Here is a 23,983-nt window from a genome sequence, read left to right as displayed (position 1 = left end):
TCAGCTGGCACACAAACTGGCACGCAAACTGGTATGCAAGAAGTGTGCCTTTGGGCCCAGGAGTTTTTTCCCGGGACATACCCGGCCACCGCAGGCCTTCGGGCTGCGGCGACATGGTGAAATATGGAGCCGCCCCCCTCCCTCCAACCCCGCCATGTTCGTCACGCAGCTCAAGTCCTTTTTCTGGGTCGCCCGCCTTGGCAGCATCACGCAAGCCGCGCGCCAGCTCGCACTGAGCCAGCCCACCGTGACCACCCAGATCCGCGCGCTGGAAGAGCACTACGGCGTGGAGCTGTTCCATCGCCAGGGCGGACGGCTGTCCATCACCGATGCCGGCTTGCGCCTGCTGCCCCAGGTCGAGCAATTGCTGCTGCAGACCATTCAGCTGGAGTCGGCGCTGCGCCATTCGGGCGATGCCAGCCAGGGCCAGCTGCGCATAGGCGCGACGGCGCCCTACTACGTGCTGGACATCGTCAAGCGCTACCAGCGGCGCTTCGAGCGGGTGGAAGTGGCCATCGTGGGCGGCAACTCGCGCCAGATGGTGCAGGCGCTGGTGGACTACCAGGTGGACCTGGCGACCTCGTCACACCTGGAGAGCGATCCTCGCCTGCTGCGCGTGGAGCTGGGCCAGGACCCGCTGGCCCTGCTGGTGCACCGCAGCCACCGGCTGGCGCAGCGCACCATGGTGCAGGCGTCCGATCTGGTGCACGACACGCTGATCCTGCGCGAGCGCGGCTCCATGACGCGCCAGCTCACCGAACAGATGCTGGCCGCCGCCGGCCTGGCACCGCGCCACATCATGGAAATCGCCAGCCGCGAAGCCATCCGCGAGGCCGTGATCCGCGACATGGGCATCAGCGTCTTCGCCCGGCATGAAGCCTCGGCCCACCCCGACATCGTCGTCCTGCCCTTCGCCGGCCCCGTGCCGCGCCTGCCCGAATACCTGTACTGCCTGCGCGAACGCCGCCAGGCCCGGCTGATCGCCGGCTTTCTGGAGGAAGCCGTGCCGGGCGGTGTGCTGCCGGACCAGATGTAAACCGGCTCAGGCCAGCTCGGCATCCGCCAGCAGCGGCTGCTTGAGATCCTTGTCCGACAGCGACATCTCCACGTCCAGTTGAGGCCATTGCACGCCGATGACAGGGTCATTCCAGGCAATGCCGCGATCGGCCTGGGGCGCGTAGAAGGCCGTGGCCTTGTAGAGGAAGTCGGCGCTGTCGCTGAGCACCACGAAACCGTGGGCAAAGCCTGGGGGCACCCACAGCTGGCGGTGGTTGTCTTCCGTCAACTCGGCGCCCACCCATTGTCCGAAGGTCGGCGAGCCCTTGCGGATGTCCACGGCCACGTCGAACACGGCGCCGCGCACCACGCGCACGAGCTTGCCCTGGGCATGCGGCGGCAGCTGGTAGTGCAGGCCGCGCAGCACGCCTTTCTTGCTGCGGCTGTGGTTGTCCTGCACGAACTGGTGGTCCGTGCCCGTGGCCTGGCTGAAGGCCTGCTGGTTGAAGCTTTCGAGGAAAAAGCCGCGATCGTCACCAAACACCTTGGGCTCGATCAGCATCACCTCGGGGATGGCCAGGGGTGTTGCCTTCATGCGTGCACCTTTTCCTTGAGGATCTGCAGCAGGTACTGGCCGTAGCCATTCTTGGCCAAGGCCTGGCCCAGCGTCTCGAGCTGGGCGCGATCTATCCAGCCCTGGCGGAAGGCGATCTCCTCGGGGCATGACACCTTCAGGCCCTGGCGCTGCTGCAGCGTGGCGATGAACTGTCCTGCTTCCAGCAGGCTGTCATGCGTGCCCGTGTCCAGCCAGGCATAGCCACGGCCCATGAGCTCCACATTGAGCTGGCCCTTGTCCAGGTACAGGCGGTTGAGGTCGGTGATTTCCAGCTCGCCGCGCGCCGAGGGTTTGATGGACTTGGCCAGCTCAACGACCTGGTTATCGTAGAAATACAGGCCAGTGACCGCGTAGTTGCTCCTGGGCTGCTTGGGCTTTTCCTCCAGGGAAAGAACCCGGCCCTGGGCATCGAACTCGGCCACGCCATAGCGTTCCGGGTCCTGCACATGGTAGGCAAACACCGTGGCGCCTTCGCTGCGCGCGTCAGCGCGTTCGAGCAGGCGGGGGAAATCGTGTCCGTAGTAGATGTTGTCGCCCAGCACCAGGGCGCTGGGGGCGCCGGCCAGGAAATCTTCGGCGATCAAAAAGGCCTGGGCCAGGCCATCCGGGCTGGGCTGGACGGCGTACTCCAGTTTCAGGCCCCACTGCGAGCCGTCGCCCAGCAATTGCTCGAAGCGCGGCGTGTCCTGCGGGGTGCTGATCACGAGGATTTCGCGGATGCCCGCGAGCATGAGGGCGCTCAGCGGGTAGTAGATCATCGGCTTGTCGTAGACCGGCAGCAGCTGCTTGCTGATGGCCAGCGTGGCCGGGTGCAGGCGGGTGCCGGAGCCGCCAGCGAGGATGATGCCTTTGCGTTGCGCGTTCATGGGGTGGGTCCTGTCGTTCGTGCTGAGTCGCGAGACAGCGCTCAGATGATTTCCTGCAGCATGCGGTCCACGCCGGCCTGCCAGTGGGGCAGGCGCAGGCCGAAGGTCTGCTGCAGCCGGTCGGTGTTCAGCCGGGAATTGTTCGGACGCTGCGCCGGGGTGGGAAAGGCGCTCGTGGGCACGGCAGCTATGCGCTGCACCTTCCAGGGCCGGTCGGGCGCGAGTTCGCGGGCGCGGGCGATCACGTGGCTGGCATAGGCGTGCCAGGTGGTCTCGCCACCGGCCACCAGGTGGTACAGACCCTGGTCGCCGGATTGGCGCTGCAGCTGGCGAATGGCATGGGCCGTGACGTCGGCGATGAGGTCCGCGCCCGTCGGTGCGCCCCATTGGTCGTCGATCACGCTCAGCGCCTCGCGCTCCTGGGCCAGGCGCAGCATGGTCTTGGCGAAGTTGCCGCCGCGCGCCGCATAGACCCAGCTGGTGCGAAAGATCAGGTGGCGGCAGCCCGAAGCCTGGATCAGTTGTTCGCCTTCGAGCTTGCTGCTGCCATAGACGGACAGCGGCGCCGTGGCCTCGGTCTCCGTGCGTGCGGCGCTGCCGCTGCCGTCGAAGACATAGTCCGTGCTGTAGTGCACCAGCAGTGCACCGGTCTGCGCCGCCTCGCGGGCCAGCACTTGGGGTGCCAGCGCGTTGAGCAGCCGCGCCTGGTCAGGCTCGCTTTCAGCCTTGTCCACGGCCGTGTGGGCCGCAGCATTGACGATGACATCGGGGCGCAGAGCGCGCACGGTGCGTGCAAGCTCATCGAGGCGCGAGAGATCGCCGCACAGGCCCTGGCCACCAGCGTCGCCCTGGCGGTCCAGCGCAATCAGCTCGCCCAGTGGCGCCAGGCTGCGCTGCAGCTCCCAGCCCACCTGGCCATTGCGGCCCAGCAGCAGCAGCTTCATGCGCCGGCTCCCTCCGTGTACTGGCGGCTGACCCATTCGCGGTAGGCGCCGGACTGCACATCGGCCACCCATTCGGGGTTGTCCAGGTACCACTGCACGGTCTTGCGGATGCCGGTCTCGAAGGTCTCGGCAGGCTTCCAGCCCAGTTCACGCTCGAGCTTGCGCGCGTCAATGGCATAGCGCCGGTCATGGCCGGGGCGGTCCTTCACATAGGTGATCTGTGCGCTGTAGCTGGTGCCATCGGCCTTGGGGCGCAGCTCGTCGAGCAGGGCGCAGACGGTGTTCACGATCTCGACGTTGGGCTTCTCGTTCCAGCCGCCCACGTTGTAGGTGTCGCCCAGCCTGCCGGCCTCCAGCACGCGGCGGATGGCGCTGCAGTGGTCGCGCACATAAAGCCAGTCGCGTACCTGCATGCCGTCGCCATAGATGGGCAGCGGCTTGCCGGCCAGGGCGTTGACGATCATCAGCGGGATCAGCTTCTCGGGGAAGTGCAGCGGGCCGTAGTTGTTGCTGCAGTTGGTTGTCAGCACGGGCAGGCCGTAGGTGTGGTGCCAGGCGCGCACCAGGTGGTCGCTGGCGGCCTTGCTGGCCGAGTACGGGCTGTTGGGCTCGTAGTTATGGTCTTCGGTGAAGGCCGGTGCCGCAGGCGCCAGGCTGCCGTAGACCTCGTCGGTGGACACATGCAGGAAACGGAAGGCCGACCTGGCCTCGGCATCCAGCGCGCTCCAGTAGCAACGCACGGCTTCGAGCAGGCGGAAGGTGCCGACCACGTTGGTCTGGATGAAGTCCTCGGGGCCATGGATGGAGCGGTCCACATGGCTCTCGGCCGCGAAGTTGACCACGGCGCGCGGCTGGTGCTCGGCCAGCAGTCGGGCCAGGACTTCGCCATCGCCGATGTCGGCCTGCACGAACACATGGCGCGCATCGCCTTGCAGGCTCTCCAGGCTTTTGAGGTTGCCGGCGTAGGTGAGCTTGTCCACGTTGAGCACCGGCTCATCGCCGGCAGCCAGCCAGTCCAGCACGAAATTGGCGCCGATGAAGCCAGCGCCGCCTGTGACAAGAATCATGGTTCAACCTTGCAAAATTTCATTGTTCTTGGGGCGGGGATCCGGCAGCAGCATGGGGTGCTGCCTCCCGCGCGACCTGGGCATTGTCGGCGCTCACCAGTAAAAAAGCCCGCAGGAGGCGGGCTTTTTCCTTCAGGACACGCCTTTTACACACCAGGGCGTGTTCACTGGCCCTGCCAGCGGCGCAGCACCAGCGAGGCGTTCGTGCCGCCAAAGCCGAAGCTGTTGGACAGCACGGTGTTCAACTGGGCATCGCGCGTGCGGGTGACCAGGGGCATGTCGCCCAGTGCCGGATCGGGCGTGTCCACGTTGACCGAGCCTGCGATGAAGCCCTTGTTCATCATGATCATGCAGTAGATGGCTTCCTGCACGCCGGTCGCGCCCAGCGAGTGGCCGGTCAGCGACTTGGTGGAGGAGAACGGCGGCACCTGGTCGCCGAACAGCGCGCGCATGGCGCGCACTTCCTGCATGTCGCCCACAGGCGTGGAGGTGCCGTGGGTGTTGATGTAGTCCACGCCGCCTTCGATGCCTTCAAGGGCCTGCTGCATGCAGGCGATGGCGCCGTCGCCCGAGGGCGCGACCATGTCCTCGCCATCGCTGGTGGCGCCAAAGCCCACGACTTCGGCCAGGATGTTCGCACCCCGGGCCTGGGCGTGCTCCAGGCTTTCCAGCACCACGGCACCGCCGCCGCCTGCGATCACGAAACCGTCGCGGTTGGCGTCATAGGCGCGCGAAGCCTTTTCGGGCTGGTCGTTGTGCTTGCTGGACATGGCGCCCATGCCGTCGAACAGCAGGGCCATGCCCCAGGACAGCTCTTCGCCGCCACCGGCAAACATCACGTCCTGCATGCCCCAGGCAATCTGCTGTGCCGCAGCACCGATGCAGTGCGCCGAGGTGGAGCAGGCCGAGGTGATGGAGTAGTTGATGCCCTTGACCTTGAAATTGGTCGCCAGGCAGGCCGACACCGTGGAGCTCATGCAGCGAGTGACCTGGTAGGGACCGACGCGGCGAATGCCCTTCTCGCGCAATGTGTCAGCCGCCTCGATCTGGTTGGCTGGCGAGCCGCCGCCCGAGCCCATGATCAGGCCCGTGCGCGGATGGCTGACCTGCTCGGGCGTGAGGCCGGCCTGGGCGATGGCATCTTCCAGCGCGATCTGCGCATAGGCTGCCGCATCGCCCATGAAGCGCAGCTGCTTGCGATCGATCCGTGCCTCGACGTCGATCTCCGGCACACCGGCCACCTGGCTGCGCATGCCCAGTTCGGTGAACTTCGGCATGGCCTTGATGCCCGTGCGGCCCTCGCGCAGCGAGGTCTCCACGGTATCGAGGTCGTTGCCGATGCACGAGACAATGCCCGCGCCGGTGATGACTACGCGACGTTTGGTCATGCTGCCGTTCCCTGGCCTTCACCCTCGCGCAGGAACAGACCCACGCGCAGGTCATTGGCCACGTAGATTTCCTTGCCATCGGCCAGCAGGCGTGCATCGCCGATGGCCATGTTGAGCTTGCGCTTGATCACGCGCTTGATGTTGATTTCGTAGGTCACCAGCTTGACGTCAGGACCCACTTCGCCCGTGAACTTGACCTCGCCGGCGCCCAGGGCGCGGCCACGGCCGGGAAGGCGCAGCCAGGTCAGGTAAAAGCCGATCAACTGCCACATGGCGTCCAGGCCCAGGCAGCCGGGCATGACGGGATCGCCCCGGAAATGGCAATCGAAGAACCAGAGATCAGGCTTGATGTCGAGTTCGGCGACGATCTTGCCCAGGCCGTGGGCGCCACCATCGGTGTCGATGTGCGTGATGCGGTCGAACATCAACATGGGAGGCAGGGGAAGACGTCCGCTGTCTGCGGAAAACAGCTTGCCTTCGCCCGAAGCGATCAGTTGCTCATACGAAAAAGAATCGGCCATTGTCTAACTTGCTCCACGGCGGCACTGACGCCACCTCTATCTCTGAATGGGTGCGGCCCGCAGCGGACCATGCAGCCGCGCATTATCGGGGTTGAACGTTGCCAGACTGCAACAAAACCCCGAGGCCGCATCAAAACTCTGCCACAAAAGCCACGCCGACCCAGGTCGCGGGCCTTGGCTACAGCCCTTGCACCGGCCGCTTGCGGCGCCTGATCCACGCCACAGCCAGCACCGCCAATGCAGCCAGGCACAGCGGCACCAGACCTGCCGCGTGCACCCAGCGCGCGAATGGCGTCAAGGCCTCGCGCCCCTGCACGCTGGCCTGCAGCACGGCGCGCTCGTAAGGCACCAGCGCCTGCGTGACCACACCCCGGTGGTCGATGGCAACCGTGGCGCCGGTGTTGGTGGCGCGCAGCATGGGACGCTCGAATTCCAGCGCGCGCATGCGGCTGATGGCCAGATGCTGGTCGATGGCCACGCTGTCGCCAAACCATCCGATGTTGCTGAAATTCACCAGCACCGTCGGCGCCTTCGCCGCGTTGCCAAAATGCGCACCCAACTCCTCGCCAAACAAATCCTCGTAACAGATGTTGGGCGACAGACGCTCGCCGGCCCAGGCCATGGAAGCCTGGCCCAGCGCGCCGCGGTTGAAGTCGCCCAGCGGTATGTTCATCATCTGCGTGAACCAGCGAAACAGCGGCGGGATGAACTCCCCGAAGGGCACCAGATGGTGCTTGTCGTATTGGTAGTCCTGGATCTGGCCGGGCTGCCAGCCCACGACCGAGTTCGTGTAGCCAGCCTCTTCCGACCCCAGGGGAATGCCCAGCAGCGCTGCCTGCCGGCCGTCCTTCTTCAGATACGGTTCGCGCAGCAGGTCCAGGTATTCCTCGGGCAGTTGCTGGGGCAGCAGGGGAACGGCCGTCTCAGGCGCCACGACCAGTTGCGCGGTGGCCGCGCGCAGCTCGCGCCCGTACCAGCCCAGCGCCAGCGGAATGCCGCTGCCGGCCTCGAATTTCTCATCCTGCGGGATATTGCCCTGCAGCAAGGCCACGCTCAGCGCCGGCCGTTCGGCCGACGGTGCATTGATGGCGGCATCGCGAAGCCACCACAGCCCGCCCCAGGCCAGGACCAGCGCCGCTGCAGTGACCACCAGGCGGACGGGCCGGAGACCCTGTCTGTCCAGCAAGGCAGCCAGCCCATATGCCAGCCAGGCCGCCACGGCGCCCGTGCCATAGACGCCAATCCAGCGCGGCAGCACGGACAAGGGGCCTTCCACATGGGCATAACCGCCCGCGCCCCAGGGAAAGCCGGTCCACAGCCAGCCACGCGCCAGCTCGGCCAGCAGCCAGACGGCGGAAAACAGCAGCGCGCCACCCGCCGCACCAGCAGGGCGCAGCCTTTGCCAACCCCAGGCTGCCACCGCGTAGTAGCTGCCCAGAAACGCCGCAAGCGCCAGCACGGCGGCAACGGCCAGCGGCGCAGGCAGGCCGCCATAGACATGCATGGAGATGAACAGCCACCAGAAGGTGGCCACCAGCCAGGCCGTGGCGAACAGCATGGCACGCCCTGCCGCCTGGGCCGGACGCTGCGCCGTCTGCAGGGCGCGCGCCAGCACGGCCAGCGACAGAATCTGCAGCCACCACAGCGGGCGGCCATAGCCGCCGATGAGGCTCAGCGGCCCGTCACCTTGCCCGCGCGCCCAGGGCCAGGCCAGTGACAGGGCCTGCGCTGCACCGGCCACAAGCAGCAGCACGCCATGGGCGAACCGGCCCATGCGCCGGCCGTCTTGCGAGAAAGCGGAAGAACTGGACAGGGGCATCGGCCGGTTGTGCGCAAAAAGAGGTAGGTCTCGGGTGAGAGAGGTCCAGCCAAGGGCAGATTCAGGCGCAGCGCTCAGCTGCGCAGCAGGCTGTCGGCAGCGGGATCGCGCACCACCTTGAACCAGCGCACGGCGCCGCCCTTGGTGTGCAGCACGGTGAATTCCAGGCCCGCCAGATGGATCTGCTCGCCGCGCTTGGGCACATGGCCCATTTCGTGGGCGATCAGGCCGCCGATGGTGTCGAACTCATCGTCGGGATCGCGGGCATGCAGAGCGACCTCGAAGGTCTCGTTCACATGCTCGATGGTGGTGTCGCCCGCCACGCGGTAGCTGTTGTCGGCCAGGGCGAAGATGTCGCCCTCGTCCTCGGGAATGTCGAACTCGTCCTCGATCTCGCCGACGATTTCCTCCAGCACGTCCTCGATGGTCACAAGGCCCGCCACGCGGCCGAACTCGTCGATGACCACGGCGAGGTGGTTGCGGTTGCCCCGGAATTCACGCAGCAGATCGTTCAGGCCCTTGCTCTCCGGCACGAAGGCGGCGGGGCGCAGCAGGGCGCGGATGTTCAGGTCCGGCGAACGCTGCAGCTTGAGCAGGTCCTTGGCCAGCAGGATGCCGATGATGTTCTCGCGCTCGCCCTGGTAGACCGGGAAGCGCGAATGGGCCGTGGTGATGACCTGGTGCAGCAATTCATCGAACGGCGCGTCGATGTTGACCAGGTCCATGCGAGGGGCTGCGACCATGACGTCGCCGGCCGTCATGTCGGCCATGCGGATCACGCGTTCGAGCATGACGCGCGACTCGGGGCCGATGACCTGATTGTCCTCGGCGTCGGCCAGGGTCTCGATCAGCTCGTCGGGAGAGTCGGGGGCCGGGTGAATGAACTCGGCCACCTTTTGCAGGAAGCTTCGCTTGCTTTCCTTCTCGGAAGAGCGCGCAGGATGGGGGTCGGACACTGTCTTGGAGTGCAGGACGTGCGGTAGTGAAACAAGCTGCAAGGATAGCGGATTGCTCCGTCACCCCTGCATGCGCTGCGCCAAATCCCCTTGCGGCGTTTTGCGCTTATTCGCCGGCCTGGTGGCGGCCATCCTGCACGCCACGGCGGATTTCCTGCACGTCGGCCAGGAAATCCCAGAACTGCTTGGCCTGCTTCTTGAACTGGTAGTCCACCTCGCCGATGTGCTCGGTCATCAGAGACGCCATGTGCGTGTCGATGCCCGCGGGCGGCAGTTGCAGGTAGGCCTCGGATTCGGAACCATCGCGCTTGATGGTGGCGCCGGCCTTGCGCGCAATCCTGAGCATGGCCGTGTTCTCCGACAGCGCGTGGATGAACATCATGGACACGCCCTTGGTGCGTGCATGGATCACGGCGCGGTTGAACAGGCGCCCGCCATAGCCACGGCCACGTGCCTGCTTGAGCACGGAGACGCCGAATTCGGCGCAGCTCTTGTGCTCGGGATGCGAGGCAAAGGCCAGGTGCGCCATGGCGATCAGTTCGAGACGGCGGTTGTAGATGCCGAAGATGTCATCGCGCTCGAAGTCGAGCTGCATGGCATAGCGGCGGACCTGCTCGTCGCTGGCGGCATAGCCGAAGCGCAGGTAGCGGTCGCCTTCATCGAGCTTGAGCAAATGCGCCACCACGCGCTCGCGGTGGGACGGGCCCAGCGAGCGAATGGGCACCATGGACGCGGAGCGCCCATCGGGACGGTGCGGCTGGCCTGCGCTCGCACGCAACATGTCCCGGCCGGCCTGCCAGGACGCCTTCAACCAGTCTTTGGATGCATTCATGGCTCAAATATAGGTAAAAACCCGATGTCGAGCAACGGAGATATTGCAATGCAACAAAACCGTAAGGTTTTGGCATGCAAACCAATTTTCCCTCCCTGCACTTCTCGACAGCCAGGCCCCTGTCCGAGCCTTCGTGGCTACAGAGGCACCGCCGTGGTCACCTTCACCCGGTCCATCACGAAGCTGGTCTTGCAGTCCTGCACGCTGGGGTGCTTGAGCAAGGTGTCCATGACGAAGCGCGTGTAGTGCTGCATATCGGCCACGACCACGCGCATCAGGTAGTCCATTTCGCCGGTCAGTGACACGCACTCCACCACCTCGGGCCAAGTCTGCACGCTGGCGCGGAACACGTCCATGGGGTTGCGCTTGCTGGTCTCGGTGTACTTTTCCAGGCGCACGTTGAGATAGGCGGTCAGCCCCAGGCCCACCGTCTCGGGCTGGACCAGGGCCACGTAGCGATCGATCACACCGCCGTCTTCCAGGCGCTTGACCCGGCGCAGCACGGCGCTGGGAGACAGGCCGACCTGCTCCCCGATGACGTCATAGGTTTCCCTGCCGTTGGCCTGCAGGCGGCGCAAAATGGCCCGATCCAGTTTGTCGATGTTGTGCGTGGCGCTCATGGCGGTGGACTCGTAAATAAGTACGGATTTCTTCAGGGTTAACCCGAATTAACCAGTTAAATTGCGATAAACGAAAGAATTCCGCAATTTTCATGCATTTCGCATTTTCCCTCCACGGGCAAACGGCAAAAAGCTGAAGCCCCTCCCGCCTACAGTGACAGCACCGATCGAGAAGACGCAGGCGCCGGCCATGGCGCCCGTCCGACTGTCCTGCATTGAACTGGCCGGAGATCCCCATGAATGCCCCGCTGAACCAGGCTGCCGCCCAGGCCTGCGCGCAAACAGTCAAGCGCCAACGGGACATGCATCGTCCACGCCTTCCGGCCTGCCCACGCTGCCTATACTGCGGGGATCGCCTCCATTTCGCTTCACGCCATGACGCCCCGCCACGACGCCAACCGCGCCATGTCACGCCATGCCCGAGCGCCTGCGCCAGCCGGCCCGCAGCCGTCGGCCCGGTTGGCGCGGCGCAGCCTGCTGGCAGCACTGGCCGCCCTGCCCTGGCTGCCTGCGGCGGCGCAGGCCCAGCAGCCCTCCGCCGCCCAGACGCGCGATGCGAAGTCCGACTCCCTGACCCTGATCGTTCCCTATGCGGCCGGCGGCCCGCTGGACCGCACGGCACGGCCGCTGGTGGAGGCCAGCACCGCGAAGCTGGGAGCCATCCAAATCCTCTATGTGCCGGGCGACGGCGGCGCCAAGGGCTCCAACATGGTCGCCCAGGCCACGGCCCAGGACCGCTTGCTGCTGATGGGCGCGGCCGCCACCCATGCCGTGCTGCCCTGGCTGCAGCCCCAGCTGGGCTACGACCCGCTGCGCGACTTCCAGCCGCTGGTGCTGGTGGCGCGCATGCCCAATGTGCTGGTCATGCGCAGCGATCTGGCACGCCAGTGGCGCATACGCACGCCGCTGGACCTGCAGCGCTTTCTTGCCAAGCACCGCCAGCCGCTGCGCTATGCCTCGGGCGGGCCGGGCAGCAGCGGCCACCTGTCGGGCGAGATGTACCAGATGCTCACGCGGCTGCCGCTGCTGCACCTGCCCTTCGGCGGCACGCAGCCGGCACTGTCGGCCCTGCTCGACGGATCGGCCGACCTGCTGTTCGACAGCCTGGCGTCTTCGCTGCCGCATATCCGCGCAGGGCGGCTGCAGGCCCTGGCCGTGACCACGCTGGAGCGCGCGCCCCTGCTGCCCGAGGTACCCAGCCTCAACGACACGGTGCAGGGCTTCAACATGGCCAACTGGTTCGGCCTGTTTGCGCCGGCCAGCTGGCCCGCGGAACAGGCGCAGCGCCATGCCGCCGCGTTCTCGCAGGCCATGCGCAGCCGCCCGGTGCAGGACACCCTGTCCGCCATGGGCGTGCTGCCCGAAGAACTGCAACTGCAGGAGTTCGCGCGCTTTGTGCGTTCCGAGCACAGCAAATACGGCCTGCTGGTACAGGCCGCCCGAATCCGCCAGCTCTGAGCCGCGCAGGTGCCTTGCCTGCCCCCGGCCCGGGGCGGCAATGACAAGATCCTTGGAGAGCACCATGATGAGCACCGCAGCGACCCCCACCTCGTCCCACGCCCCCGCCCACGCCCCCGGTGTGGCACCCGTGGTCTACGGCCAGGCCGACCGCCCCCCGCGCGGCGACTACAGCCGCGCCAGCGACGACTACACCTGCGCGCAGGACTACGACGCCTACACCGAGGCCGACCACGACACCTACCGGCGCCTGTACGAGCGCCAGTCCGCCCTGCTGCCGGGCCTGGCAAGCCAGCACTTCATCGACGCCCTGCCCTCGCTGGGCGCCAAGGACCGCATTCCGCGCTTCGAGGAAGTCAACGAGCGCCTGCGCCGCGCCACGGGCTGGGAGATCGTCGGCGTGCCCGGGCTGATTCCCGAGGTGCCCTTCTTCTCGCTGCTGGCCAATCGCAAATTCCCGGTCACGGACTGGATCCGCAAGCCCGAGGAGTTCGAGTACATCGTCGAGCCCGATGTCTTCCACGACCTCTTCGGCCATGTGCCGCTGCTGTTCAACCCCGTCATCGCCGACTACATCCAGGCCTACGGCCAGGGCGGGCTCAAGGCGGCCGAGCTGGGCGCCTGCGAGATGCTGTCGCGCCTGTACTGGTACACCATCGAGTTCGGCCTGATCCGCGAGCAGGGCGGCCTGCGCGCCTACGGCGCGGGCATTCTGAGTTCTTCGGGTGAACTCAACTACTCGGTGCGCAGCCCCGAGCCCCAGCGCCTGCCGCTGTCGCTGGAGCGCGCCATGCGCACGCTCTACAAGATCGACACCTACCAGCACACCTACTTCGTGATCGACGACCTGCAGCAGCTGTTCGACCTCACGGCCGCCGATTTCGAGCCGCTGTACCGCCAGTTGCGCGATCAGCCCACCGTCGCGGCAGATGCGCTGCTGCCGGGCGAGGTCGCTCTGTAGGAAACGGCGCTGCAGGAATCTGCAGCCTGAAGCCGCTCGCGCAGCGCCAGGCAAAAGCGCCAGACGCGCTCGTCGAACACCAGCTGCACGTGGGCCACATCGTCCAGGCGGTGCGCATCCTGCCCCGGCAGCGTGGCCACGGGGAATGGAAAGACGATGTTGTCGCAGCAGCTCCACCAGCAGCTGAAGGGCACGTCCGAGGGCGGCGGCCCCAGGCGCTGCAACCAGGGGCTGTCCGTGCGCATCTGCAGCGCCGGCAGGCCATGGGCGAAGCGCGCCATCCAGGTGCCACGGTGCGGGGTGGCCAGCGTCACCACATGGGCCGCCAGTTGCGGGCGCTCCTGCGCCGACAGTTGCCCCAGCCAGGCCCGCACCACCAGGCCGCCCATGCTGTGCGCCACGATCAGCGGAGCGCGCCCCGTGGCCTGGGCCATGCGGCGCGCGCAGGCGTCAAGGTCGGCCACCATGGCGTCGATGGATGCGCCATGCGCCGGCTCCAGCGTCATGGCAGCGCAGGCAATGCCGCCTTTCTTGAGCCGCCGCAGCCAGGGCGCCCAGACCGCGCGGTTGCAGAAGAAACCGTGGACCAGCACCACGCCCACCTGGCCCATCACACCCACTTGGCCGGTGGTGCCGCCCTCAGGCCAGCCATCGGCCTGGGCACGGGCGCGAAACGGCAGCCGCCAGCCAAACACCTGCACGGCCAACCGCCACTCGGCCAGCCAGGCTGCCACCACCGTGCGCCATGACGGCACGGGCGCGCCCGCCCTGCGCACCACGCGGCGCATCAGCAGCATCTGCAGGCCCAGGTGCAGGCCTGGCCAGCACAGGCCCAGCAGCGCCCCCGCCAGCGCCAGCCCGGGTGAACGCGGCCACCACCATGCCAGCCAGGCCGCGGCGCCCGCCAGCGTGCCCAGCGCCACCATTTGCAGAATGCGTGCGTTCACGGCAGCCCGTCCCCAATGAAAAAAGAAACCAACGTAGCACAGGCCCTAGGACAACCCCGTGTAGACCGCAAAGCACCCGCCTGACCAGAATCGGCCGCAGCGGTGGCCGGCCGACCGGCGCCTGCAACTTCGCTGTCCCCCTGTCTTCCCAGCAACCCAAGGTACCCTGCATGGACGCTGCGCCCTGGCTCAAGAACTATCCCGCCGATGTGCCTCATGAGGTGCATCCCGAGCAATACCGCTCGCTCACACACCTGCTGGAGGAGGCCTTCACCCAGCATGCGGACCTGCCCTTTTCGGTCTGCATGGACCGCTGGATGAGCTACCGCGAGCTGGACCAGCTGTCCACCCGCCTGGGCGCCTGGCTGCAGGGGCTGGGCCTGGAGCCCGATGCGCGCGTGGCCATCATGCTGCCCAATGTGCCGCAGTTCGCCGTCAGCATGGCGGCCGTGCTGCGCGCCGGCTACACCTGCGTCAACGTCAATCCGCTGTACACCCCGCGCGAGCTGGAGCACCAGCTCAAGGACTCGGGCGCCACGGCCATCATCATCCTGGAGAACTTCGCCCACACCCTGGCCGACGTGATCGAGCGCAGCGCCATACGCCATGTCTGCGTCACGGCCATGGGCGATCTGCTGGGCGGCATGTATGGCAGCTGGATCACCTTCGCCGTGCGCCACCTGGCCAAGATGGTGCCGGCCTACAGCCTGCCGCTGGACGGCGCAGGCGGCACGGTGCGCGAGGTCACGACCTTTTCCCAGGCGCTGGCGCGCGGCGCCCAGAAAGAGCTGCGGCCCAGCCAGGCGGGGCTGGATTCGGTGGCCTTTCTGCAGTACACGGGCGGCACCACGGGCCTGTCCAAGGGCGCCGTGCTCACCCACCGCTGCATCGTGGCCGCCACGCTGCAGGCCCATGCCTGGTTCACGCCCGCGCTGCATGGCCGCGTGAAGGCCCAGGACACGCACATCATCGCGGCGCTGCCGCTGTACCACATCTTCGCGCTCACGGTGAGCCTGTTTGCCATGCGCATGGGCGCCAGCCTGAGCCTGATCCCCAATCCGCGCGACATCCCCAAGTTCGTCAAGGTGCTGCAAAAACGGCCCTTCCACATCCTGCCGGCCGTCAACACCCTGTTCAACGCCCTGCTCAACAACGCCCAGTTCCGCGAGCTGGACTTCTCGCAACTGCGCGTGTCGCAGGCCGGGGGCATGGCCGCCAGCGAGGGCACGGCGCGCCAGTGGCAACAGGTCACGGGCAGCGTGATGATCGAAGGCTGGGGCATGAGCGAGACCTGCGCCATCGGCACCAACAACCCCGTCATCACCACCTCCTTCAGCGGCACCATCGGCCTGCCGCTGCCGGGCATCTCCATCGCCATCAAGGACGACGAAGGCCGCGACCTGCCCATGGGAGAGGCCGGCGAGCTGTGCATCAAGGGCCCCAACGTCATGCGCGGCTACTACAACCAGCCCGACGAAACCGCCAAGGCCTTCACGGCCGACGGCTACATGCGCACCGGCGACATCGGCGTGATGGACCAGGAGGGCTTCACCCGCATCATCGACCGCAAGAAGGACATGATGGTGGTCAGCGGCTTCAACGTCTATCCGAACGAGCTGGAGAACGTGATCTCCATGTGCCCCGGCGTGCTCGAATGCGCAGCCGTGGGCGTGGCCGACGAGCGCCAGGGCGAGGCCATCAAGGTCTACGTGGTGCGCAGCGACCCGGCACTGACCGAGGATCAGGTGATGCGCTTTTGCCATGACCAGCTCACCGGCTACAAGCGCCCGCGCACGGTGGAGTTCCGCGACGAACTGCCCAAGACCAACGTAGGCAAGATCCTCAGGCGCGCCCTGCGCGATCCCGCCTGAAACCCGCACGGCCGCAGCTGTAGCCCACGCGTCAGCCGTGGCTGCCTGCGGCTGTTAGCCTCGGGCAAAAGCCGCCTCGCCTCCTCATGACAACCTCCGCCCCAACCAGCGACAGCGCCGCGCTGCCCCCCGGCATGACCGTGCTGGAGCGCGGCTGGCTGTCGGCCAACAACATCGTCTTCGCCGCCGATGCCGATGTTCCTGTAGACGACCCGCAGGACGACGGCGCTGCCGTGGTCGATACCGGCTACGTCAGCCATGCCGGGCAGACCGTGCTGCTGGTCGAGCAGACGCTGGCCGGCCAACCGCTGGCACGCATCCTCAACACCCATCTGCACAGCGATCACTGCGGCGGCAATGCTGCCTTGCAGGCGCACTGGCCGCAGGCCCGGACCTACGCCGCACCGGGCCAGGCCGCCTTCGTGCGCGACTGGAACCCCGCTGCACTGAGCTACACGCCCACCGGCCAGGAATGCCCGCAATTTGCGCTGACCGGCGTGCTGCAGCCCGGCACCAGCGTGCGGCTGTCGGGGCGCGACTGGCAGATCCATGCCGCGCCCGGGCACGATCCGCACTCCATCATCCTGTTCGAGCCCGCCAGCCGCACCCTGATCTCGGCCGACGCACTCTGGGAAAACGGCTTCGGCGTGGTCTTCCCCGAGATCGAGGGCCTGAGCGCCTTCGACGAAGTGGCCGCCACGCTCGACGTGATCGAAGGCCTGGCACCGCTCACCATCGTCCCCGGCCACGGCGGCGTTTTCACCGGCGTGGCCGCCGCGCTGGACACGGCGCGCCGCCGCCTGGACGGCTTTGTGCGCGCACCCGAGCGCCACGCGCTCTACGCGGCCAAGGTGCTGCTCAAGTACCGGCTGCTGGACTGGCAGCGCATACGCACCACCGATCTGCTGGCTTGGCTGGCCGCCACGCCCTACTTCGGCACGCTGCACGCAGGCTATTTCAGCCACGAGACCGCCGAGCACTGGAGCCGCACGCTGGTGGATGCGCTGGTGCAATCGGGCGCGGCGCAGCGCGAGGGCGAATGGGTTCACAACGCCTGAACGAAACAGATCTGCGATAGACGCAAACCACGCCAATCACATCACCGGCCGCAAGCACTGCGCGGCTGCGGCACCACGGGCAGCATCTTCATCGACGGCGTGCGCAACCTGGGCAGCCCGGTGCGCGACACCTTCAACATCGAGGACATCGAGATCGTCAAGGGCGCCTCGGGTTCCGAGTACGGGCGCAGGCGCCCTGGCGCCCGCCAATCTCTACGATCCGGGCGTCAGCGACGCGATCACGGGCCAGGACATCCGCTATTACCGGCCAGATCAACGAAGGCCACACCAAGACCCTTGCGCTGTACGCCTTCATGGCCTGGGAGCTCAGCAAGAACCTGAGCCTGCAGCTGAACGTCTACAACCTCGCCAACCAGCGTTACATCGCCAGCCTGAACAACAACGGCGCGCGCTACATCCCGGGCGTGGCACGCTCGGCCAGGCTGGTCGCCACGCTGAAGTTCTGATGCAGGGCTGTTGCCGGGTGGCAACTGCCATCCATACGGCTATCAGATTATTCTTATATTTTTATTAAGAATCATTACCATTCTCACTCCAGGCAAAACAGCCTGATCCAGCCAGCACCGGAACGCCGAGACAGCTCTCCAGCCGCCCGCGCAACGCCGGCCAGCAAGCCAGCATGTTCACTGCCCATTCCGATTTCCGTTCAACCATGGCGAACTCCAACTCGTATATCAAAAGCCGCAAACACGACAGCGCTGGCCGCTCGCCGTCGGCCAGCATCATCGCGGCAGCCGCCGCCCTGGCCACGCTGGGCATGCCAGCCCTGGCCCAGACGCAGCCGCCCAGTGCCAAGACCGCGCCCAGCCTCAAGGAAGTGACCGTAGAAGGCGCACGCAGCACCGGCTACGAGCCCGCGCAGGTCTCCTCTCCCAAATTCACCCAGCCGCTGGTGGACACCACGCAGACCATCTCCGTCATCAAGGAGCAGGTGCTGCAGGAACAAGGCGCCACCACGCTGACCGAGGCGCTGCGCAACGTGCCCGGCGCAGGCACCTTCTACGCGGGCGAGAACGGCAACACCAGCACGGGTGATGCCATCTACATGCGCGGCTTCGACACCTCCAACAGCATCTATGTGGATGGCGTGCGCGACGTGGGCTCCATCTCGCGCGACGTGTTCAACACCGAGCAGGTGGAAGTCACCAAGGGCCCGGCCAGCACCGACTACGGCCGCAGTGCCCCCACCGGTGCCATCAACATGGTCACCAAGCAGCCCAGCCTGACCGACAGCTTCGGCGCCTCGCTGGGCGCGGGTTCGGGCAGCTACAAGCGCTCCACCGTGGACTGGAACAAGAGCCTGACCGGCATGGGCGGCGCGGCCTTCCGGCTCAACGCCATGGTGCAGGACGCCGGCGTCGCCGGCCGCGACCGCGTGGCCAACGACCGCTGGGGCATCGCACCGTCGTTCGCCTTCGGACTGAACACCGACACGCGCACCTACCTGAACGTGCTGCACGTCAAGCAAAGCAATGTGCCGGACGGCGGCGTGCCCACCATCGGCCTGCCCGGCTACAGCAACACCGACGCGCGCCTGAACGCGGGCCGCCCCGTGGACCCCAGCCGCTTCTACGGCACCAGCGCCGACCACGACGATGTGACGGCCGACATGGTCACGCTGCGCGTGGAACACGACTTCACGCCCGACACCACGCTGCGCAACACCACGCGCTGGGGCCGCACCAAGCAGGACTACCTGCTCACGGCCTTCATGACGCTGTCCGCCAACAACAGCAGCAACCCCGCCAACTGGACCGTGGCGCGCAGCCTGCCGACCTTCAAGAACCAGGTCAACGACATCGTCACCAACCAGACCAACCTGACGACCAAGCTGGCGACAGGCAGCGTGCGCCACGAGCTGAGCACCGGCGTGGAAATCACGCGCGAGAAGCAGAGCAACTACGGCACGGGCACCACAGGCGCCTGGCCCGATGCCAATCTCTATGACCCGCAGGTGCCCAGCTCCGGCCTGAACTGGTCGCGCAACGGCGCCGACAGCAAGGGCTCGACCGACACCTTCGCGCTGTACGCCTTCGACACGCTCAAGTTCAATGAGCAATGGCAGGCCAACGCAGGCCTGCGCCTGGACCGCTACAAGACGCAGTACGACGCACGCGCCGTCTGCGGCGGCCGCAGCGGCCCGGCCTGCGGCAGCAATCCTGCAGGCACCGTGCTGCCCAGCGCCGTGGGCCTGGAGGCCTCCGACACCCTGCTGAGCTGGAAGATCGGCGGCCTCTACAAGCCCGCGCCCAATGGCAGCGTGTACGTGAACTACGCCCTGTCGCAGCAGCCACCGGGCGGTGCCAACTTCACGCTGTCAACGGCCGCAAACAACGCCAACAACCCCAACATGGACCCGCAAAAGGCCAAGACCGCCGAGCTGGGAACCAAGTGGGAGCTGATGGACAAGCGACTGCTGCTGACAGGCGCGCTGTTCCGCACCGAGATCACCAACGAGATCGTCACCAACCCTGACGGCACCGTGGGACAGACCGGCAAGAAGATCGTGCAGGGTCTGGAGCTGGGCGCCACGGGCCAGATCAGCCCGGCCTGGGGCGTGACGGCGGGCTACACCATCCAGAACACCAAGGTGGACACAGGTGCCACCGTGGCGCAGGACGGCTCCAGCGGCCTGACCTACACGCCCAAGAACGCCTTCTCGCTGTGGACCAGCTACCAGTTCCCGTTCGGCCTGACGCTGGCTGGCGGGGCGCGCTACTCGGGCGGACTCAAGCGTGGCACCGACGGCGCCGTGGGCACGCCCAACTTCACCGATGCCTACTGGGTCTTCGATGCCATGGCCAGCTACCGCATCAACAAGAACGCCGACATCCAGCTGAACTTCTACAACCTGTTCGACAAGGAATACGTGGGCGCCATCAACAAGAGCGGCTACCGCTATTTCCCGGGCACACCGCGCTCCGTGCGCGTGTCCGCGAACTTCCGCTTCTGAGTGGATGCAAGACGGGCCGCTGCGCCGGCCTTGCCGCGCGCAGAGCGCCGACAATCTCTGTACCGCCCCGGCCCCGCCGGGGCTTTTTCCATGCGAGGAGGACCCGCACCATGATGCTGCACATTCCCGACGTGCTCACGCGCCAGCAGGTCACTGCCATCCGCACAGCCATCGATGCCGCCGACTGGGTGGATGGCCGTGCCACGGCAGGCAGCCAGGGCGCCCGGGTCAAGCGCAACCGCCAGTTGCCCGAAGACTCGCCCGTGGCACTGGAGCAGGGCCGCATCATCGAGCAGGCGCTGGCGGCCAATGCGCTGTACTTCAGTGCCGCCCTGCCCGCACGCACCATGTCGCCGCTGTTCAACCGCTATGCGGACAGTGAAACCTATGGCCTGCACGTGGACGGTGCGGCGCGGCGCCTGCCAGGCGCGCAGCAGTGGATGCGCACCGATGTGTCCTGCACCCTCTTCCTCTGCGATCCCGAGGACTACGACGGCGGCGAGCTGGTCGTGGTGGACACCTACGGCACGCACGAGGTCAAGCTGCCGGCCGGCGACCTGATCCTCTATCCCTCCACCAGCCTGCACCGCGTGGAGCCCGTCACCCGGGGCGAGCGCGTGTGCTCCTTCTTCTGGGCGCAGAGCATGGTGCGCGACGACACACGCCGCGCCATGCTGTTCGAGATGGACCAGACCATCCAGCGCCTGCGCGAAAAACTGGGCGAGACCGATGAAACCCTCAGCCTCGCGGGCCAATATCACAACCTGCTGCGCATGTGGGCGGAGACCTGAGGGATCGGATCGCTTCAGGGCTTGTGCTTTTCGGCACAGCCGATCAGGTGGTTGTAGCTGTTGGACATGCACTGGTACATGGCCTTGGAGCGGCCCGTGGAGGCCTGGCAGTCGGCCACGGTGGCGTGCGTGCGCGCCTCGCGGAACTTGCCCGCGGTTGCATCGAACTGCGCCTGGGTGATGTAGCCGCCCTTGACGTTCTTCTGCCCGTTCTCGACCATGGTGTCCACTTGGCTGCGGATGTTGTCCACGGCGGCGGCGCAGTTCAGCGGCACCTCCTTGGAGTCGACCTTGCTCAGGCCCTTGGCCACGCCGTCCGCCATCTCGCGCACCTGCTTGGGCAGCTTCTTCGTGCCGTCGGGATTGCGCTCCTCGCCAAACCGGCCCGAGCCTGCGCCCGAGCTGCCATTGGGCGATACCTTGATCTGGCCGGCATCGGCCTGGTCGGTGGGCAGCTGCGATCCGTAATGCGTGCGCCCTTCGGCATCCACCCATTTGTAGACCGGCTGCGCTGCCGCCGTGCACGCCCATGCAAGACCCAGCGCGGCCCAGGCCGTGCGGCTCCATGTTGTTGTCATTGTTGAAACCCCTGCGGTATCCGGGGCCGCGGCATGCGGCCCGCCTGTCGGTAACCAAGTGTAGCAACGCCAGGCAACGCTACACCCCGCAGGAATGTCAAGTGCGGCTCAGGGCAGGTCCTTGCTGGGGTCGGGCGTGGCTGCGTCGCGGGGGCCGATGGTGCCCAGGCGGCTCTTGAGCGACTGGGGCTGGCCCGTGATGAGCGCCGCGTAGTTGGTGGTGTTGGACAGCACCTTCTTCACGTAGTCGCGCGTCTCGGTGAAGGGCACGTTCTCGGCCCAGATGGCGGCGTCGAGCACCGGGCCGTTGCGCCAGTTGCGCGGGCGGCCGGGACCGGCGTTGTAGCCGGCCGCAGCCAGCGCCATGGAACCGTCGAAATCGTCCAGCGCCAACTTCAGATAGGCGGTGCCGATGGTGATGTTCACCTCGCGGTCATTGATCATGGACGGGGAAAAGTCCGTCATGCCGATCTTGCGCGCCGTCCAGCGGGCCGTGGCCGGCATGACCTGCATCAGGCCCGAGGCGCCCACGCCCGAGCGGGCATCCATGATGAAGCGGCTTTCCTGGCGGATCAGGCCATAGACGTAGGCCGGGTCCAGGCCGATGGAGCGCGAGCGCGCCAGCACCGTGTCGTGGAAAGGCATGGGAAAGCGCTGATTCCAGTCGGCAAAGCTGCGGGTGCGCTCGCTGGTGTTGATGCAGCGGTCCCAGACCTGCTGCTGGCAGGCCAGATCGGCGGCGGCCAGCAGTTCGCGGTCGCTCATGCCGCCGGCCTGGTGCAGGTTGGTGGCGTAGTTCCATTCGCGCACGCCTTCGCTGCGCAGGCCGTTCTGGATGGCGTAGAGGCCGCGCACCAGGCTGGGGTTGGCGCGGGCGGCGGCCTTCTCCTGTGCCGTGGGCGGCGCAGGCGGAGGTGGCGCCGCCACGCGCTGGCCGATATCCTCCAGCGCCAGCTGCTCGTAGAAACTGCCGGGGCCGGCCATGTCCTCCAGCAGTTGGCGCGCCTCGGAGCGCTCCTGCTCGCTGGGGCGGCCTGACAGCAGGGCACGCGCCTTCCAGTAGGTCCAGGTGGGATCGGTACGCTCGGCACCCATGGCGTCGATGGCGCGGCGCACCGTGCGCCAGTCGCCGGCGCGCAGCGCGGAACGCACCTTCCAGCCCAGCAGTTCGTCGCTGAGATCGCCGTCCTTGCGCACCTTGCCGAAATAGGTCGCCGCCTCGGGCTGCAGCTTGAGTGCTGCCTGCTTGCCGATCACGCCCCAGGCCCAGTTGTTCTCCTCGGCGGTCAGCCGGGCACCCCAGCCGCCTTCCAGCTGGGTGGCCGCCGCCGCCGGGTCGCTGGAGGCCATGCGGATCAACGCCAGCAGCGCCAGCTCCTTGGGCACGGCACCGCGCACGCGCGTCTGCCCGGCCAGGTACTTGGCGGGCGAGGCAAAGACCTGTGCCACCTGGGGCAAGGCCTCGGGAGCGACGATGGCCACCGCATCGCGCGTGGCCTTTTGGCGATTGGCCTCGGCCGCCTGGCGCGCCTTGCGCCAGACTTCGGGTTCGCTGATCTGCTTGGCCGCGTACAGCTCGCCGGCGGCGTAGGTGCAGCCGTCGTCGGCGTCGCGCTGGGCCCACCACAGGTCGCGCACCTGCTGGCCCAGGTTGGCAGCAGGCTGGCCCTTGATGCTGTCGATCAGCAGGGCGTAGCAGCTGACGGAGCGGTCATCGCGCATGCGAAACGCACCATGCACCTGGTCGAACATGCCCCAGTCGCGGCGCTGCCCCAGCAGCAGCAGCCAGTCGTTGCGCAGCCTGTCTTCCTGGTAGGTGCCGGGCCAGCGCTTGAAAAACCCCAGAATCTCATCGGCACTGGCTTCATCCAGCCGGGCCTTGAGTTCCCAGTACGCGGCCCAAGGTTCGAGCACATGGCCACGCGCAGAAGGCAGCAGCTGCGTGAGCTTGGCCTTGTCGCCTTTGCGGAAGGCCTGCTGCATTTCCAGCAAGACATCGTCGCCACGGTTTTGCGCCAGCGCAGGCGTGGCTGCGGTGGTCCAGAGGGAAGCCGCCAAAAGCGGTGTCAAAATCTTCAGCCAGTGCATGGAGGAAATTATCTGATGGACAAAGCAGCCCTGCGCCGCAGCTTGATAGACCAGCGCCTCAATCTTCCCGACCGACTGCAGCGCGCCGACGCGCTGCAACAGGTCATGCGCTTTTGGCTGATCCAGCGGCCCGACACCGTGATCGGCGCCTATTGGCCGATCAAGGGAGAGTTCGATCCGCTGCCCGCGCTTCACCGCTGGAAGGAAGATGGCGAGCTACAGGGTACCCCACAAAGGCGCCGAATCGGACTGCCGGTGATTGACAAGCAGCGTAAGACACTCAGCTTTCACGCCTGGTACCCGGGCTGTCCCATGGAAGAGGATGCCTACGGCATTCCCAAGCCCAAGGACACCGAAACCCTGACCCCCACCCTGCTGTTCGTGCCCTGCGTGGGCTACGCGGCCGGCGGCTACCGCCTGGGCTATGGCGGGGGGTTCTATGACCGCACCCTGGCCGAACTGCAGCCCAAGCCCTTCACCGTGGGCCTGGGCTACGGCTGCGGCTATGTGGACGAGTTCGAGCCCGAGCCGCACGACCTGCCCCTGGACGCCATCTTGAACGACCACGGAGTCGTCTGGCCGATTTAACTGCGGCGGATAAAACTGGCGCGACCCGAACCAGAGACACCGAG

The 23,983-nt window shown here is 66.8% G+C and carries 23 protein-coding genes; 10 read left to right on the top strand and 13 right to left on the bottom strand.

What is annotated here, in order from left to right:
* Nucleotides 1-154: 154 nt before the first annotated feature.
* A complete protein-coding gene (locus KDK82_RS20055; protein WP_034398134.1) occupies nucleotides 155-1,036 on the top strand; it encodes a LysR substrate-binding domain-containing protein in 882 nt (293 codons plus the stop codon).
* A 6-nt stretch (nucleotides 1,037-1,042) separates the two neighbouring features.
* Here the strand turns inward: KDK82_RS20055 and rfbC are convergent, their stop codons facing one another.
* The 10 genes from rfbC to KDK82_RS20005 all read right to left on the bottom strand — a co-directional run bounded on the left by rfbC (nucleotide 1,043) and on the right by KDK82_RS20005 (nucleotide 10,625).
* The gene (gene rfbC / locus KDK82_RS20050) at nucleotides 1,043-1,591 is read right to left on the bottom strand and encodes a dTDP-4-dehydrorhamnose 3,5-epimerase (RefSeq protein WP_088166015.1); all 549 of its coding nucleotides are present in this window, start codon (nucleotides 1,589-1,591) and stop codon (nucleotides 1,043-1,045) included.
* Nucleotides 1,588-2,478, bottom strand: a complete 891-nt coding sequence (gene rfbA, locus KDK82_RS20045; protein ID WP_088166014.1) for a glucose-1-phosphate thymidylyltransferase RfbA — start codon at nucleotides 2,476-2,478, stop codon at nucleotides 1,588-1,590. The genes rfbC and rfbA overlap by 4 nt, the downstream gene beginning before the upstream one ends.
* Before the next feature lie 41 nt (nucleotides 2,479-2,519).
* A complete protein-coding gene (gene rfbD / locus KDK82_RS20040; RefSeq protein ID WP_088166013.1) occupies nucleotides 2,520-3,422 on the bottom strand; it encodes a dTDP-4-dehydrorhamnose reductase in 903 nt (300 codons plus the stop codon).
* On the bottom strand, nucleotides 3,419-4,489 hold the full coding sequence (gene rfbB / locus KDK82_RS20035) for a dTDP-glucose 4,6-dehydratase (RefSeq protein ID WP_088166012.1): 1,071 nt from the start codon (nucleotides 4,487-4,489) through the stop codon (nucleotides 3,419-3,421). Before rfbB ends, rfbD begins: the two co-directional genes overlap by 4 nt.
* 164 nt (nucleotides 4,490-4,653) lie before the next feature.
* Nucleotides 4,654-5,877 (bottom strand): beta-ketoacyl-ACP synthase I, encoded by a 1,224-nt coding sequence (gene fabB / locus KDK82_RS20030; protein WP_088166011.1) that lies wholly within the window; start codon nucleotides 5,875-5,877, stop codon nucleotides 4,654-4,656.
* Entirely contained in the window at nucleotides 5,874-6,398 is a 525-nt protein-coding gene (gene fabA / locus KDK82_RS20025; RefSeq protein ID WP_012203203.1) for a bifunctional 3-hydroxydecanoyl-ACP dehydratase/trans-2-decenoyl-ACP isomerase, read from the bottom strand. The genes fabB and fabA overlap by 4 nt, the downstream gene beginning before the upstream one ends.
* 178 nt (nucleotides 6,399-6,576) lie before the next feature.
* The gene (gene lnt / locus KDK82_RS20020; protein ID WP_088166010.1) at nucleotides 6,577-8,217 is read right to left on the bottom strand and encodes an apolipoprotein N-acyltransferase; all 1,641 of its coding nucleotides are present in this window, start codon (nucleotides 8,215-8,217) and stop codon (nucleotides 6,577-6,579) included.
* A gap of 74 nt (nucleotides 8,218-8,291) precedes the next feature.
* The gene (locus KDK82_RS20015; RefSeq protein ID WP_013804259.1) at nucleotides 8,292-9,173 is read right to left on the bottom strand and encodes an HlyC/CorC family transporter; all 882 of its coding nucleotides are present in this window, start codon (nucleotides 9,171-9,173) and stop codon (nucleotides 8,292-8,294) included.
* Nucleotides 9,174-9,279: 106 nt separating this feature from the next.
* Nucleotides 9,280-10,005, bottom strand: a complete 726-nt coding sequence (locus tag KDK82_RS20010) for a GNAT family N-acetyltransferase (protein WP_013804260.1) — start codon at nucleotides 10,003-10,005, stop codon at nucleotides 9,280-9,282.
* A gap of 137 nt (nucleotides 10,006-10,142) precedes the next feature.
* Nucleotides 10,143-10,625, bottom strand: a complete 483-nt coding sequence (locus tag KDK82_RS20005; protein WP_012203199.1) for an Lrp/AsnC family transcriptional regulator — start codon at nucleotides 10,623-10,625, stop codon at nucleotides 10,143-10,145.
* A gap of 375 nt (nucleotides 10,626-11,000) precedes the next feature.
* Here KDK82_RS20005 and KDK82_RS20000 point away from each other — a divergent pair, with 375 nt between their 5' ends.
* On the top strand, nucleotides 11,001-12,083 hold the full coding sequence (locus tag KDK82_RS20000; protein WP_081816118.1) for a tripartite tricarboxylate transporter substrate binding protein: 1,083 nt from the start codon (nucleotides 11,001-11,003) through the stop codon (nucleotides 12,081-12,083).
* A gap of 64 nt (nucleotides 12,084-12,147) precedes the next feature.
* A complete protein-coding gene (phhA, locus tag KDK82_RS19995; RefSeq protein WP_088166348.1) occupies nucleotides 12,148-13,044 on the top strand; it encodes a phenylalanine 4-monooxygenase in 897 nt (298 codons plus the stop codon).
* Here phhA and KDK82_RS19990 read toward each other — a convergent pair.
* Nucleotides 12,993-13,991 (bottom strand): triacylglycerol lipase, encoded by a 999-nt coding sequence (locus KDK82_RS19990; RefSeq protein ID WP_088166009.1) that lies wholly within the window; start codon nucleotides 13,989-13,991, stop codon nucleotides 12,993-12,995. The genes phhA and KDK82_RS19990 overlap by 52 nt on opposite strands.
* A 170-nt stretch (nucleotides 13,992-14,161) precedes the next feature.
* On the opposite strand from KDK82_RS19990, the gene KDK82_RS19985 reads away from it, so the two are divergent.
* The 6 genes from KDK82_RS19985 (at nucleotide 14,162) to KDK82_RS19965 (ending at nucleotide 20,685) form a co-directional block, all read left to right on the top strand.
* Complete coding sequence (locus KDK82_RS19985; protein WP_034390222.1) at nucleotides 14,162-15,862, top strand: AMP-binding protein; 1,701 nt, start codon at nucleotides 14,162-14,164, stop codon at nucleotides 15,860-15,862.
* A gap of 86 nt (nucleotides 15,863-15,948) precedes the next feature.
* The gene (locus KDK82_RS19980; protein WP_088166008.1) at nucleotides 15,949-16,920 is read left to right on the top strand and encodes an MBL fold metallo-hydrolase; all 972 of its coding nucleotides are present in this window, start codon (nucleotides 15,949-15,951) and stop codon (nucleotides 16,918-16,920) included.
* 9 nt (nucleotides 16,921-16,929) lie between these two features.
* Nucleotides 16,930-17,262, top strand: a complete 333-nt coding sequence (locus KDK82_RS33465; protein WP_088166007.1) for a TonB-dependent receptor plug domain-containing protein — start codon at nucleotides 16,930-16,932, stop codon at nucleotides 17,260-17,262.
* Entirely contained in the window at nucleotides 17,235-17,387 is a 153-nt protein-coding gene (locus KDK82_RS32850) for a TonB-dependent receptor (protein WP_179217951.1), read from the top strand. The genes KDK82_RS33465 and KDK82_RS32850 overlap by 28 nt, the downstream gene beginning before the upstream one ends.
* 206 nt (nucleotides 17,388-17,593) lie before the next feature.
* The gene (locus tag KDK82_RS19970) at nucleotides 17,594-19,894 is read left to right on the top strand and encodes a catecholate siderophore receptor Fiu (protein WP_088166006.1); all 2,301 of its coding nucleotides are present in this window, start codon (nucleotides 17,594-17,596) and stop codon (nucleotides 19,892-19,894) included.
* A 110-nt stretch (nucleotides 19,895-20,004) separates the two neighbouring features.
* Nucleotides 20,005-20,685: a Fe2+-dependent dioxygenase gene (locus KDK82_RS19965; protein WP_088166005.1), complete on the top strand. Its 681-nt coding sequence runs from the start codon at nucleotides 20,005-20,007 to the stop codon at nucleotides 20,683-20,685.
* A gap of 14 nt (nucleotides 20,686-20,699) precedes the next feature.
* Here KDK82_RS19965 and KDK82_RS19960 read toward each other — a convergent pair whose 3' ends face one another.
* Both KDK82_RS19960 and KDK82_RS19955 read right to left on the bottom strand, forming a co-directional pair.
* Nucleotides 20,700-21,263: a DUF4124 domain-containing protein gene (locus tag KDK82_RS19960; RefSeq protein ID WP_088166004.1), complete on the bottom strand. Its 564-nt coding sequence runs from the start codon at nucleotides 21,261-21,263 to the stop codon at nucleotides 20,700-20,702.
* A 108-nt stretch (nucleotides 21,264-21,371) separates the two neighbouring features.
* Nucleotides 21,372-23,351 carry a lytic transglycosylase domain-containing protein gene (locus tag KDK82_RS19955; protein WP_088166003.1) on the bottom strand — a complete coding sequence of 660 codons (1,980 nt, stop codon included), beginning with the start codon at nucleotides 23,349-23,351 and terminating at the stop codon, nucleotides 21,372-21,374.
* A 15-nt stretch (nucleotides 23,352-23,366) separates the two neighbouring features.
* Here KDK82_RS19955 and KDK82_RS19950 point away from each other — a divergent pair, with 15 nt between their 5' ends.
* A complete protein-coding gene (locus KDK82_RS19950) occupies nucleotides 23,367-23,939 on the top strand; it encodes a 5-formyltetrahydrofolate cyclo-ligase (protein WP_088166002.1) in 573 nt (190 codons plus the stop codon).
* The last annotated feature ends 44 nt before the right edge of the window (nucleotides 23,940-23,983 follow it).

This window comes from Delftia sp. K82, assembly GCF_002193035.1.
Lineage (GTDB): Bacteria > Pseudomonadota > Gammaproteobacteria > Burkholderiales > Burkholderiaceae_C > Comamonas > Comamonas acidovorans.
This window is presented reverse-complemented; position numbering and strand designations above follow the sequence as displayed.